This is a genomic window from Hafnia paralvei (genome assembly GCF_020150375.1).
In the GTDB taxonomy this organism is placed as follows: domain Bacteria; phylum Pseudomonadota; class Gammaproteobacteria; order Enterobacterales; family Enterobacteriaceae; genus Hafnia; species Hafnia paralvei.
On the sequence record NZ_CP083737.1, the window covers coordinates 4,175,706 to 4,190,061 of the forward strand.

Consider the following 14,356-nt stretch of genomic DNA (forward strand, 5'->3'; position numbering starts at 1 on the left):
TCCACAATTAGTTATCCGCTAGCCAGGTATCAACTTTGGAACGCACCTGCCCAACTTTGACGCCATATATAACCTGAACTTCATTTCTGTTTCGCACCACGCCATTTGCACCGGTTTTTTTCAATACGGCATCATCTACGAGGTTTAAATCATGAATGGCTACACGTAGGCGAGTGAAACAATTATCGATAGAGATAATGTTTTGTTTTCCGCCTAGCCCTTTAATAATTTCACCAATTTGTGTCTCCTTACCGCTCTTACCTTGCTGTATTTTTTCTTGATAATCTTTCTTGTTATACAGTTTCACTTCGTCGTCATCTTCACGACCCGGCGTTTTAAGTTTTAATTTCACAACAATAGTGCGAAAAATAACGTAATACGCGATAAATTGGCCGATACCGATTAACACATAGAGTGGCCAGCGTGTTAATGAAACAGGCAATGGAAGGTTATAGGCAAGAAATTCAATTAGCCCTGATGCGCCCCATGGCCTCACGCTTAACAAATCACAAATCGCCTGAGATGCAGCGGTTAATGTGGCATGTATAAACCACAGAAGAGGAGAAATAAATAGGAATGTGAACTCAATAGGTTCAGTAATACCGGTTAAAATAGACGTAATGATAGCGGGCAGTAAAACGGCCTTGGCAAGCATTTTCTTTTCAGGCTTTGCAGTATGATAAAAAGCCAAAGCAGCACCGGACAAGCCAAAAATAGTCGTCATGCCTTGCTGAGAGAAACGTAGCGCATCGTTCATGACGGGTGTCAGGTCAGGATGGCGCATATAGGCTAGGAAGATAGCCTGTGTTCCAGATATCGTTTGACCATCTACCGTTAACGACCCACCAATTTGTGTAAGCTGGAAAGGAGACCAAACAAAATGGTGCAAGCCTGTTGGGATTAAAAACTTCTCAAAGAAACCATAAACAAAAACACCCGCAACGCCTGCGTTTTTCATAAAGCCAGTCATCGCCGTGATGCCGTGAGTCATTATTGGCCAGAACCACGTGAAGGCAATAGCATAAATAATCACCACCGGTGTCATCGCAATGAGAGTCAGCTTTGCACCGCCATACATAGAGAGCGCGCCGGGTAATTCTATTGATGAAACTTTATTATGTACCCAAGCAATAGTGCAGCCAAGAATAATACCGAGAAATATCCCCATATCGACAACGACAAAACCCAATAATTGAGTTTGCCCCGTGCCATAATACTCACCATTTATTTTATCAGCTATCGCATTTGTATGCTCAAGCCAAGAATGATTAGCGCCAAGAAACATAATAAAGCACATAACAGAAACCAGCGCGACTTCTGTTTTCTTATCTTTGGCTAATCCATAACTAATACCCACACAGAAAAGCAAACCTAAATTACCAAAAAGAGGCCAAAAGGTGTCACCTAATAACTGGCCTAGTTGATGGAGAAAACTCGTTTCCGAAATAAGCGTTGGGTTAGTTAAGATTGAACTAAACGCCAGAATCAAACCAATTACTGGCAAAAATAACACTGCACCGATCATCGCTCTGGAGAATTGCTGCATACTCTCCAGAGTACGTTGCCGTATTCCAGACATAGTTGTTCCTTTATTATTAGTAGGGTTGAATTAATTATAATAAGTTCACTTCCAGTACAGACTTTATAGCAACTCTATTTTTTAAAAGGAACCTGTTGCAAAAAATAGGCACAAACAGCCTCGAAATGCACACCTGTTTCGGTTTTAAGGCAACGTAAATCACTTTATTGTGAAACGAAGATTTCGTTATTCCAGAGTTTATGTGACATACATTAAATATTTCGTCAGCCAGCAAAAACCCCGCCGACAGCTCTAGCATGCACTCTTTAAACACGATAAAGACAAAACAACATTGCTTTGTCTTTGTTTTTATCTTTTAAAAGTTTAAGTATTGGTAGGAAGAGCCACCGGTACAAGGATGTACCGGTGGAGTTCGGGGCGCCCAAGATGGGCGATACCAAACCGGAGCGGAAATCGCATCTCGAATAAAAGCGCGCGAGTTGAGAGCCCCACGCAATGGGGCACTCATCGGACGCCTTCGACGGAGGCTACATGTAAAAACGGTTATTAATAGGCGGTCGAAGCCTTACACCATAACCACATCAGCCATCAAAACATCACACCGCCATACCATAGCCGAGAACAGGTATAACCTTAAGCTATTGCCCTTGCCAGCAACGAAATAGGATGCTCACACTTCTTACTTGTCGACATCTCTATTTGCCATTTACAGGTTTCACAGTCAGTCACCACTAAATCGACACCGCTCTCTTCTATCTGGCGGAACAGCCCTGCGCCAATTCCCTGTGATGTCTCATAGTTTTCTTTTTTGAAACCATAGGTGCCTGCAATACCACAGCATTGAGAGTCGAGAACCGTTAGCTCAACACCGGGGATCATCTGCAACAAGGCCAACGTATATGGAGTCCAGCCCATTTTTTCCATGTGGCACGGCGTGTGATAGGCGATTTTCATCGGCGTGCTTTTGAGTTTCAGCTCACGCCCGCCGTCTAACAAGCGATAAAGATAGCGCGTTGCCAACTCTACGTGTTCGCGCACCTGAGTCGTATCTACATCCAGCACATGTGGGTATTCATCACGAATAGTGAATGCACAGGTAGAAGAGGTCGCCACCACTGGGATCCCTTTCCCGATCACGGCATCGGTCAATGATTCAGCATTAACACGTGCCTGTTTTTTTGCCTGTTCAATAAAACCATTAGCGATCAAAGGAACACCGCAGCATTTCTCACGCTTCAACAGCTGTACACCAATCCCCATCGCGTTAAATACGCTCACCAGATCTTTACCCAGTTGAGGATGGTTATAGTTAACAAAGCAGCCGTGGAAGAACGCGACCTGATCTGCAAATTTAGCCTGCTCTGCCGCCTGTTTCTTATACCAGTGGCGGAATGTACCCAGCGAGTATTTTGGCAGCTCACGACGGTGATCGATTTTCAGCGCCTTATCCAGCAACTTACGTACTGGTTTAAGGCCAGTAGTCATATTCACAATCGGGGCGAACGGCGTGGATAATGTCCCCATCAAATCGGTATGGCTCAGAATAGCATCACGCAGCGTGGGTTTATGTTGGCTGTAATTCGCTTTAGCACGCTGAATGATATCGCCGATTTTCACGTCTGACGGACAGGCGACCTCACAACGCTTACAGTTGGTACAATATTTCAGCGCATCATCATAAAGCAGGGGATCTTTTAAGCGCAGACGCTCGCCGTCTGGCCCCGCCTGTTTCGGCCCAGGGTAGTTCGGGTTAACCTTCGCGACCGGACAATAGGTCGTACACACGGTGCATTTAATGCAATTCTCGAAACTGTTATCTGCATGTAGGCTCATAGCGCGCCCTCCGCCTTAGCCAAAATTAGTTCTGCCGCATGCAAGGCCGTCAGCATTGACACACCAGCCCCACAGCCTTGTTGAATAGGATCATAGCCGCCTAAAACCGCGCCAATAACACGCAGATTATTCACAGGCTGGCCATCAATCGTTGGCCGTAGCTGTGAATCCGTTTTCACCCCAAACTGTAAATAAGGTTGAGGGGCAAACATATTCTCCTGACTCCAGTTTGCTCGGGCACTTTCGCTAATCACGTCTAAACCAAATACGGGTTCAGTAACACCGTTGAAATCCGCTTTTAAACCGTTGCTAAAGAAACTTCCGCTAGCGAGCACTACGTTGTGGGCGCGTAGAGGAATATCGGTATGGTTACGCGTATAAATTCTAACCTCTTTACCCTCGTCCAGATCGGCTCTTAGCGCCGCATCACCAGGCATGATCACGCCGCCCAATGCCTGAAAACGACGGCGTAATAGGTGGTGCAAACGCATACCCAACACCGAAGGTGGTAAGGTGGGCAATAGTAGCAGCGGCGTTTTCACCCGTGAACGTAGATGCTCTAGCGCGTCAGCCTGCTCCATACCGACACAGGCAGGCATGATGATGGCGTCAACCTGCTGGGCTAAACGGTTTAGCTCTTCGATCAGAAGCTGTTGGTTATCAGGTAAATCCAGCACACGGGCAATATTCACCGCGCGAAATTCACTTGGGTTATTACGCAAGCGATCGAGCGCAGGCAGCGTCAGCTCAGCAATTTTAGTTTCAATGCCCTGCTCTGCTAAAGAGTTGGCCACCAAGTGTGGTTGGAAATCGAGGAATCCCTCAATGCCAGCCACCAATACACGTTTCCACGGCAGCGATTCCTCTAAAGCACTTACCGGAACCTCATTCGGGCTCAGCCAAGTAGTGCGTCGAGTCCCTAGCGGGGTCACACGCAAATGATTCTGTTGGCAGCTTCCCACCAGCGCCAGCCCACTGCGTTCTAACAAACGCTCTGACTCAGCCGCATAACGAACCACAGCATCGTGTCCCATCAAGCTATAAGGATGTTGAGGAGCTTGTGAAAACAGTGCCTCTAGCGCCGCAAACGGCTGTTCTACAGGGCTACCGTCAGGCAGTTGGCAGAGTAAATCCAAGGAGCCAGAGGAGAAATGCAGCGCACTTTGACCGGAGCTAACGATGGCACACTTTTGTCCCGCTTCAGCCAAACGAATGCCACACAACAACCCAGCTAAGCCACCACCGATCATTACCGTATCAAATTTCATTGTCATTCTCCTGAACACTCTGATTCACCGTAGGTGCTTCCATGCCGCATAAACCTTGGTAAACCCAAGCTGTAAACTCGCTTTCACGTAGCGCATCACCCCACGCTATCGGACGTACGCCCTTCCAGCGTTCATTAAGGAAATGAGACAGTTGATCGATAGACTGTTTTGGTGTGGTCACTTTAAAGCGGTTGAGTAATCCAGCAGCGCGGCAAGCGCATAGCTCGCCCTGACAGGTGCCCATCCCCACTCGCGTACGACGACGTAGATCGACTAAATTGTTCACCGTCAGAGAATCAACCGCATAGCGTACCTCACCCGCGGTGACCGCTTCGCACTCGCACACCAGGCTGTTGCTCAAACGATCCCCAGCCAGCATACGATCGGCACGATCGCCATGCCGATACACCGCGGAGCCACGGATCGTCGCCGGCAGTGAAATCACCTTGCGCAGCGTCTCTTCTGCAGAATGTTGGGAACCGGGTAATGCCTCCGTCGCCGTGGTGCAAGCGGCTGTGATACCCAATTTTTCGCAGACTTTATCCGTAGCCCATTCCGCCATTAGGCGGTAGGTCATTAGCTTGCCACCGGTAATGGTGATGAAGCCTTCCAAACCATCGCGCACCGCGTGATCGAGTAAAACAATGCCACGACTAACGTTGCGTCCACTCGGATCGTCATCGCTCGCAACCAATGGGCGCACACCCGCATAAGCACGCAAAATACGTGTTCTCGCCATCTTAGGTGAGAGTTTTTCACCTTCTCGGATCAGAATATCTACTTCTTCAGGCGTAACGATCATATTGTCGATTTGATCGTAGTCGATATGCGTGGATGTGGTTCCAATAAGTGAAATAGTATCGCCAGGAACCAAAATATCGGCATCGGCGGGCTTGCGACAGCGGTTGATCACCATGTTGTTAATACGGTGTCCTAAGATCAGCAACGCACCTTTAGCTGGGAACATACGTACGCGGAGATCCGCGTATTCGGCAATATGTTGCCCCCAGATCCCTGCGGCATTCACCACAATCTGAGCGTGAATTTCATAACTTTCACGGGATTTATGGTCGATAACGCGCACGCCGGTAATCCGATCGCCATGGCGTAACAAACCGCTAACTTCATGATAGGTCAGTACCTGTGCTCCATGCTCACGAGCATCCAACATGTTCGCTGCGGTTAAACGGAAAGGATCGACAGTGCCATCTGGCACGCGTACCGCCCCAATCAACGCTGGGTTTGCCGCAGGCTCAAGCCGTAGCGCTTCTTTCGGGTCGATGGCCTGCGCATCAATACCCGCTTTTTGGCAGGCTTCAATAAAGCCGGACTGAAAACCCAAATCGTCTTCAGGAAGCGTGATAAAAAGCCCGTCGGAACGTTCTACGCAATGGCGAGCGATCCGCTTAAGAATTTTATTTTCTTCAATACATTCACGCGCGGATTCGCCATCGGTTACCGCATAACGCGCACCGCTGTGCAATAAGCCATGGTTACGACCGGTTGCTCCCGTCGCAATATCGTGACGTTCCAATAAAATGCAGCGTAGGCCACGCCGTGCGCAGTCGCGTGCAATCCCTGCACCGGTAGCACCGCCCCCGATGATGATGACATCAGTCTCTTGTGTCGCTGGGCTTTGTAACATGAATGGCTCCCGACCTTTTCACAACAATGAATATGCGGATAAAACGATTAGGGCTATTAAGACATAACCCACACTAAAATTGTTTGATAAGGAGCAAATACGCGCACAAAACGAAAGTGATTAGCGCGCATTTAACCATTTTTGTGATCATTATCACTGGGGTAGTATGATTTTTGGTTTCAAAAAATTAACTAACCGCTCAAAATCAGCATCGCATTCATAAAACTGTAACAATTTGAGCGATCTCTCACAGTAAAGAAATGCGCGTTTGAATACCCTACGCTCGAAAAAGAAAATGGATAACACTTTGCTGAACGGAAAGCGGCACAAAAATTAAAACATTGCTGTTCTACTTATCATAGGCACACAGCAGACCTTTACCGAGCTCACTGGGGAATCGATAAAGGAAACACAAAAGAATGAGAAAGCCATCGGAGGCATATCTATATGTTAAGCATTTTTAAACCCGCAGCGCACGTCAAGCGACTGCCTGACGCGCAGGTCGATCCGACCTATCGTCGCTTACGTTGGCAGATCTTCATGGGGATCTTCTTCGGTTACGCGGCCTACTATCTGGTGCGTAAAAACTTTACTCTGGCCATGCCTTACCTCATCGAGCAAGGCTTCTCTCGTGGCGACCTAGGCTTTGCGCTTTCAGGTATCTCCATCGCCTACGGTTTTTCCAAATTCATCATGGGCTCGGTCTCTGACCGCTCCAACCCACGCGTCTTCTTACCTGCGGGTTTGATCTTAGCTGCCGCGGTCATGCTGTTCATGGGCTTTGTGCCGTGGGCTACCTCAAGCATCGCGGTAATGTTCGTGCTGCTGTTCCTGTGTGGCTGGTTCCAGGGAATGGGATGGCCACCATGTGGCCGTACCATGGTTCACTGGTGGTCGCAGAAAGAGCGCGGCAGTATCGTTTCGGTCTGGAACTGTGCCCATAACGTGGGGGGCGGTTTACCTCCGTTGCTGTTCCTGCTGGGTATGGCATGGTTTAACGACTGGCACGCCGCACTCTATATGCCGGCTATCGCCGCTATCTTAGTAGCGCTGATCGCTTTTGGTCTGATGCGTGATACTCCTCAGTCCTGTGGCCTGCCACCGATTGAAGAATATAAAAACGACTATCCCGATGATTACAGTGAAAAAGCAGAAGAAGAACTAACTGCTAAACAAATCTTCATGCAGTACGTGCTGCCAAACAAACTGTTGTGGTATATCGCTATCGCTAACGTGTTTGTTTATCTGCTGCGCTACGGCATTTTGGACTGGTCACCAACGTATCTGAAAGAAGTGAAACACTTCGCACTGGATAAATCCTCTTGGGCTTACTTCCTGTATGAATACGCGGGCATTCCGGGCACCCTGCTGTGTGGCTGGATGTCGGATAAAGTCTTCCGCGGCAACCGTGGCGCTACAGGCGTGTTCTTCATGGTACTGGTGACAATCGCCACCATCGTCTACTGGATGAACCCTGCGGGTAATCCTGGCGTCGATATGGCTTGTATGATCATCATCGGCTTCCTGATCTACGGTCCTGTGATGCTGATCGGCCTGCACGCGCTTGAACTGGCACCGAAGAAAGCGGCGGGGACCGCAGCCGGATTTACCGGTCTGTTTGGTTACCTTGGCGGCTCCGTTGCTGCTAGCGCCATCGTGGGCTACACCGTTGACTTCTTCGGCTGGGACGGCGGCTTTATGGTGATGATTGGCGGTAGCATTCTGGCCGTTATCCTGCTGTTAATCGTGATGATCAACGAGAAGAAACATCACGAACAGATCGCGGCAAACCGCGGAAACTAACCATTGATGTGTTTCATTAGGCCGCGTCGTAACTCCTTGCGTCGCGGCCTTTTTTTACCTCGGTAGCGCCTAATGCATTCAATCTGGATACCAATACAATGCAATGTGAAGCAACACGGGCGTGGAAAATAATAAGGGAAAACCATGAACCTACGATTCAATACGATTATGGCTGGCCTGCTGCTAAGCGGAACTCTGGCCATGAGTGCTCAGGCTGCCGATAAAGTGGTTATCGCCCATCGCGGAGCGAGCGGATATCTACCTGAGCACTCCTTGCCATCCAAGGCGATGGCCTATGCACAAGGGGCTGATTATTTAGAACAAGATCTGGTGATGACCAAGGATGACCATCTGGTTGTACTACACGATCATTATCTAGATCGCGTCACCGACGTCGCTGATCGTTTCCCAGATCGCGCGCGCAAGGATGGTCGCTATTACGCTATCGATTTCACGCTCGATGAAATCAAGTCTCTGAAATTCACCGAAGGCTTTGACATAAAAGACGGCAAGCGTGTGCAAAGCTATCCGGGCCGTTTCCCTATGGGCAAATCGGATTTCCGTATCCATACCTTTGAAGAAGAGATTGAATTCGTTCAGGGTCTAAACCACTCAACGGGTAAAAATATCGGGATTTACCCAGAGATCAAGGCGCCGTGGTTCCACCAGCAGGAAGGCAAAGATATCTCCACCAAAGTATTGCAGGTGCTTAAGCAATACGGCTATACCGGCAAGAACGATAACGTCTACCTGCAATGTTTCGATCCTAACGAGCTCAAACGCATTAAAAATGAGCTTGAACCTAAGATGGGCATGGATCTGAAACTGGTTCAGTTAATCGCCTATACCGACTGGAATGAAACCTACGAAAAGAAACCTGACGGGACATGGATAAACTACGATTACGACTGGATGTTCAAGCCAGGCGCGATGAAACAGATTGCTCAATACGCCGATGGTATTGGCCCTGATTACCATATGTTGGTGGGGAAAGATGCAACCAAAGAGAACCCGAAACTCACCGCGATGGTTACCGATGCTCACGCAGTCAAAATGGTAGTACATCCCTATACCATTCGCGTTGACGCACTGCCTGACTACGTGAGTAACGGCGACCAACTGTACGATCTGATCTACAACAAAGCCGGCGTTGATGGGGTATTTACCGATTTCCCAGATAAAGGCGTGCAGTTCTTAGAAAAACAAGGTCAACATAAATAATATTTAAGTTTCATCATTATCTAAACAGGGAGCATACGCTCCCTGTTTTCTTATTCTATATCAACAGTTCAATCACGAATAATAATGGCTGTCTGTATTATCAGTCACTCTATAATAAATATTATCGCTACAAGATGAAGTGCCGATATTTACACCATCATTAAATAGAAACCGATAAGCATACGCGTGCTGCGCTCATACAGGGGAACTCGTCCCCTGCAATCCCATTAGACCGTTTTCCCCTATCATTTCTGAAAATATCCACTACGCTTAAAACGTGTTCAAAAAACACGCTTGTTAGCGTTCTTAATCATCTCATCTTGTTAGGCGTCACAATGCTGTTTTGAGTTTCAAATTGACCCCAATCAGTAACCCAATAATAAATTGAGGATTAAAGAAATGAATAAATATCTTCTGGCAATCGCAGGGGCCTCTCTGCTTTCTTTCTCTGCATTCTCTAGCGCAGCCGATGAAATCAAACATTCCGATATGGAGAAATACACCAAAATCGGCGATGTCAGCGCAGAAGTTCGTGACGGAACCATGGACGATATCGTCAAAAAATTGGAGAAAAAAGCCGAAGAAAAAGATGCTGATGCGTATCGTATAACCTCTGTTGGCACCGAAGGCATGGGAGATATTGCCCGCGGTACCGCTGAGATTTATAAGAAGAAGTAAACTATTTTATCAACCGGCCGCATACCGTGGTCGGTTCCCTCTTTCTATGCGAGGCGTTTCTGCCATACTCATCCCTAAATCCTCTTCATTAGCCAAATGACTCAAGTTGCATTGAGACGGTCAGTGAGCGCACGCAGCCACCAAAAATGCAGCTTGAAGTATGACGGCTATAAACTCTCAACTATTGGATAAGGACAGGGACAATGAAACTCATTGGCAGCTATACCAGCCCCTACGTGCGAAAAATCTTTATACTGTTGTTGGAAAAAGGGCTAACCTTTGAATTTGTTAATGATATCCCATGGGAAAGCACCACTCACGTACCGCAATACAATCCGCTCGGCAAAATCCCCGCGTTAGTGACTGCTGACGGTGAAATTTTTTATGATTCACCGATCATCGCTGAATACGTCGATCTCTTGGATGCCTCACCAAAATTTTTGCCCGAAGATCGCCAACAAGCGCTGCGCATTCGCCAGCTAGAAGCCCTGTCAGACGGTATCTGCGATGCAGCTGTACTTTTGGTGCAAGAAATGATGCGCCCTGCGGATAAACAAAATAGCGATTGGATCATCCGCCAACGTAGCAAAATCGATCGCAGTTTAGACGCGCTGGAAAAACATGCCAAAGACGGCAAGTGGCTCAACGGGCCGCAGATGACATTGGCTGACGTTGCAACCGGCTGCTGTCTGGGATATCTCAACTTCCGTCGCGTAGCGCCAAACTGGTGCGTGAATCGTCCAGAGCTAGTGAAACTGGCCGAGCGTTTATTTAAACGTGAAAGCTTTACCCGCACGGAACCACCGGTCAGCTGATTGAGCAGAACCGATAATGCACCTTCAAGGATGAAGGGTATATTCTTGCGCCCTCAGCCTTTATCATATTCGCCATTACGATGATAAAGGCGTGAGATCACCATGAGCGCAGACAGCCAGACTCTTTACAGTCAAATTCCGTCCGTCGATACCCTGTTACGCGACGACACTTTTCAACCCTTGTTGAAAACCTATGGCACACAGCTCGTCACTAAAACCCTGCGTGAGCTGCAACAGCAGGCGCGCGACCGTATTCGTGCCGAGCAACAGCTTCCCGCGTGGTGCGATAATTGGGAACTGGCTGTCGCTCATCAGCTCTCCGCTAGCCAGAAAAACGCGTTACAGCAAGTGTTTAACCTTACAGGCACCGTGTTGCATACCAATCTAGGCCGCGCACTGCTGGCTGAACAGGCCATCGACGCCACTGCTCTCGCTATGCGCCACTCAGTCACGCTGGAGTACGATCTCGACGGTGCAGGCCGAGGGCACCGCGACCGTGCGATAGCCGATCGACTGTGTGAATTAACCGGCGCGGAAGATGCCTGTATCGTCAACAATAATGCCGCAGCGGTATTGCTGATGCTGGCCGCATTAGCCAACAACAAACAGGTTATTGTCTCGCGTGGTGAACTGGTGGAGATCGGCGGCGCATTTCGCATTCCAGACGTCATGCGTCAGGCAGGCTGCGAACTGGCTGAAGTCGGCACCACCAACCGCACCCATCTGAAAGATTATCGCCAAGCGATCAATGAAAACACGGCATTGCTGATGAAGGTGCATACCAGTAACTATGCGATTCAAGGCTTTACCTCAGCGGTTAACGAAGCTGAGCTGGTCGCCTTGGGGCAGGAAACGGGTATTCCGGTCATCACCGATCTAGGCAGTGGATCTCTGATCAACATGGCTTGCTACGGTTTGCCAGCAGAACCCATGCCACAGACACTGATCGCCGACGGCGTAGATTTAGTGAGCTTCTCCGGTGATAAGCTACTCGGCGGCCCTCAGGCAGGCATTATCGTCGGCAAACGCAAATTAATTGAGCAACTGCAAAACCACCCGCTCAAGCGTGCGCTGCGTTGCGGCAAGATGACGCTGGCGGCGCTCGACGCGACGCTCCAGCTCTATCAGCAGCCGGAGAAACTCGCACAATCACTGCCAACGCTGCGCCATATGACACGCCCTGAGTCAGAGATTCGCGCCTGCGCCGAGCGCCTATTGCCACCACTGCAACGCCATTTTGCCGAGCAGTTTAACGTAGCCATTACGCCATGCCAGTCGCAAATAGGCAGCGGCTCACTCCCTATTGACCGACTCCCCAGCGTCGCTATTACATTCATGCCGCACAGTGGAAAAGGGGGGGAATTGGATGCGCTTTCCCAGCAATGGCGCGCCCTACCATGCCCAGTCATTGGCCGTATTGGCGAAGGTAAACTATGGCTGGACTTACGCTGTCTAGAAGATGAAGAAGGACTTTTGCTCGCGTTATTACAGGAGTTACGCCCATGATTATTGCAACCGCTGGGCACGTTGACCACGGAAAAACCACCCTGCTACAGGCGTTAACCGGCGTTGATGCAGACCGTTTGCCGGAAGAAAAACGCCGCGGTATGACGATCGATCTCGGCTATGCCTATCTCCCTTTAGAAAATGGTACGGTACTTGGTTTTATCGATGTCCCCGGCCATGAAAAGTTCCTCGCTAACATGCTGGCAGGGATCGGTGGCATTCCACACGCTTTACTGGTCGTCGCCTGCGATGACGGCGTGATGGCACAAACGCGTGAACACCTAACGCTGTTACGCTTAGCGGGCAAACCCGCGCTAACCGTTGCGCTAACCAAAGCCGATCGCGTAGATAGTGAACGCATCAATGAAGTCCATGAGCAGGTCACCGAGTTGCTCAATCAGATGGGATGGCGCGACGCCCCCATATTTGTTACCGCAGCCTCACAGGGTGACGGAATCGAAGCGTTGCGAACACACCTCATCGCATTGACCGAGGCGCCAGCCCATTTAGACAAACGCTTCCGTCTGGCAATTGACCGTGCCTTTAGCGTGAAAGGCGCTGGTCTCGTTGTTACCGGCACCGCGTTGGCTGGACATGTCAGCGTAGGCGATAGCTTATGGTTGACCGGCTGCGATCGACCGGTACGCGTACGCGGAATTCACGCTCAGAATCAACCATCTGAGAATGCTCATGCAGGACAACGCATTGCGTTAAATCTCAGTGGCGAGGTGAATAAAGATCAAATTAGCCGTGGCGATTGGCTACTGGCCCAGCGTCCATCTGAGGCTGCAAGCACGCGGATTCTGGTTGCGCTCGATCCCATCGCGCCAATTCAGCATTGGCAGCCGCTGCATCTGCACCATGCAGCCAGCCATATCACTGGTCGTATCTCTCTACTGGAAGAACAATCTCCAGAAAGCGTGGTTCAGTTGGCTGAGTTGGTGCTTGATAGCCCGCTGTGGCTGGTCGAAAACGACACGCTGATCGTGCGCGATATCTCCGCTCGAACCACGCTGGGTGCCGCACGCGTTTTGCAGATTTCATCTCCGCGTCGAGGCAAACGTCTCCCCGTCTTTTTGAATTGGCTTCAACAAATTGCTAACGCTAAATCCGATGCTGAGGTGCTCGCACTCCGTCTTCCAAAGGGCACACTTTCGATTCCTAATTTTGCTTGGGAACGTCAGCTCACCACAGAACACTGTAGCGAGCTATTCCACTCCGATGATCTACTCGTGGTCGGTGACTATGCACTGTCTAACGAATTAGCTAATCAGTTCCAACAGCGTTTGCTAGATACGCTTGCCTTGTTCCATGAGCAGCATAACGATCAGATGGGCGTAGGCCGGGCTCGCCTGCGTCGCATGGCGCTCCCCGTTGAGCCAGAATCTCTGGTGTTTACGCTTATCAACCAGTTGCTCGCTAACAAACTCATTGTAAATAGCCGCGGTTGGCTGCATCTGCCTCAACATGGTTTAACCATGACTCCTGCCCAACAGGCATTGTGGGAAAATGTCGAGCCATTGATGCAAGATGCGCCTTGGTGGGTGCGCGATCTGGCCAATGAATTGAAGGTTGATGAAAACGAAATGCGTCAGTTACTGCGTCAGGCGGCGCTGCAAGGGTATATCACCGCCGTAGTCAAAGATCGATACTATCGCACCGAACGCATGCACCAATTTGCCGATCTGATCCGTGCAATGGATGCGACTCAAGGCAGTACTTCAGCAGCAGATTTCCGCGATCGTCTAGGCGTGGGCCGTAAACTTGCCATCCAGATCCTTGAATTTTTCGATCGCAGCGGATTCACCCGTCGTCGTGGCAACGATCATTTACTCCGAGACAGCGCGTTATTTAGCGATGAGTAATCCCCCTTAATGGCTTTTTGGTGCGCATTTGCGCACCAAACTGTGATCCCTTCCGTATATTCACACCCTGTCAGCTCACGTGATTACCTAACGCACTACGCTTAAAGAGCTAATACCCTGCGCATTCTGCGCTGAGGTTTATGACGTTTCACTGTACCTGCCACTACGGACTAAAGGAGACA

The 14,356-nt window shown here is 49.4% G+C and carries 10 protein-coding genes; 6 read left to right on the forward strand and 4 right to left on the reverse strand.

The window, feature by feature from the left end; all coding sequences use genetic code 11:
- Window positions 1-7 precede the first annotated feature (7 nt).
- From K9N75_RS19355 to glpA, 4 genes are all read right to left on the reverse strand, one after another.
- Complete coding sequence (locus K9N75_RS19355; protein ID WP_224452019.1) at window positions 8-1,579, reverse strand: PTS transporter subunit EIIC; 1,572 nt, start codon at window positions 1,577-1,579, stop codon at window positions 8-10.
- Window positions 1,580-2,173: 594 nt separating this feature from the next.
- Window positions 2,174-3,373, reverse strand: a complete 1,200-nt coding sequence (gene glpC / locus K9N75_RS19360) for an anaerobic glycerol-3-phosphate dehydrogenase subunit GlpC (RefSeq protein ID WP_008815368.1) — start codon at window positions 3,371-3,373, stop codon at window positions 2,174-2,176.
- Window positions 3,370-4,641 carry a glycerol-3-phosphate dehydrogenase subunit GlpB gene (gene glpB, locus K9N75_RS19365; RefSeq protein WP_008815369.1) on the reverse strand — a complete coding sequence of 424 codons (1,272 nt, stop codon included), beginning with the start codon at window positions 4,639-4,641 and terminating at the stop codon, window positions 3,370-3,372. Before glpB ends, glpC begins: the two co-directional genes overlap by 4 nt.
- Window positions 4,631-6,286, reverse strand: coding sequence for an anaerobic glycerol-3-phosphate dehydrogenase subunit A (gene glpA / locus K9N75_RS19370; RefSeq protein ID WP_224452020.1), 1,656 nt, complete (start codon window positions 6,284-6,286; stop codon window positions 4,631-4,633). Before glpA ends, glpB begins: the two co-directional genes overlap by 11 nt.
- 447 nt (window positions 6,287-6,733) lie before the next feature.
- Here glpA and glpT point away from each other — a divergent pair, with 447 nt between their 5' ends.
- The 6 genes from glpT (at window position 6,734) to selB (ending at window position 14,174) form a co-directional block, all read left to right on the forward strand.
- Complete coding sequence (glpT, locus tag K9N75_RS19375; protein WP_008815371.1) at window positions 6,734-8,089, forward strand: glycerol-3-phosphate transporter; 1,356 nt, start codon at window positions 6,734-6,736, stop codon at window positions 8,087-8,089.
- Between the two features lie 144 nt (window positions 8,090-8,233).
- On the forward strand, window positions 8,234-9,310 hold the full coding sequence (gene glpQ / locus K9N75_RS19380; protein WP_039184672.1) for a glycerophosphodiester phosphodiesterase: 1,077 nt from the start codon (window positions 8,234-8,236) through the stop codon (window positions 9,308-9,310).
- A gap of 399 nt (window positions 9,311-9,709) precedes the next feature.
- The gene (locus K9N75_RS19385) at window positions 9,710-9,988 is read left to right on the forward strand and encodes a YdgH/BhsA/McbA family protein (RefSeq protein ID WP_008815373.1); all 279 of its coding nucleotides are present in this window, start codon (window positions 9,710-9,712) and stop codon (window positions 9,986-9,988) included.
- Window positions 9,989-10,191: 203 nt separating this feature from the next.
- Window positions 10,192-10,803 (forward strand): glutathione S-transferase, encoded by a 612-nt coding sequence (locus K9N75_RS19390; protein ID WP_224452021.1) that lies wholly within the window; start codon window positions 10,192-10,194, stop codon window positions 10,801-10,803.
- Window positions 10,804-10,905: 102 nt separating this feature from the next.
- Complete coding sequence (gene selA / locus K9N75_RS19395; protein ID WP_130995837.1) at window positions 10,906-12,309, forward strand: L-seryl-tRNA(Sec) selenium transferase; 1,404 nt, start codon at window positions 10,906-10,908, stop codon at window positions 12,307-12,309.
- Window positions 12,306-14,174: a selenocysteine-specific translation elongation factor gene (gene selB, locus K9N75_RS19400; RefSeq protein ID WP_224452022.1), complete on the forward strand. Its 1,869-nt coding sequence runs from the start codon at window positions 12,306-12,308 to the stop codon at window positions 14,172-14,174. The genes selA and selB overlap by 4 nt, the downstream gene beginning before the upstream one ends.
- The last annotated feature ends 182 nt before the right edge of the window (window positions 14,175-14,356 follow it).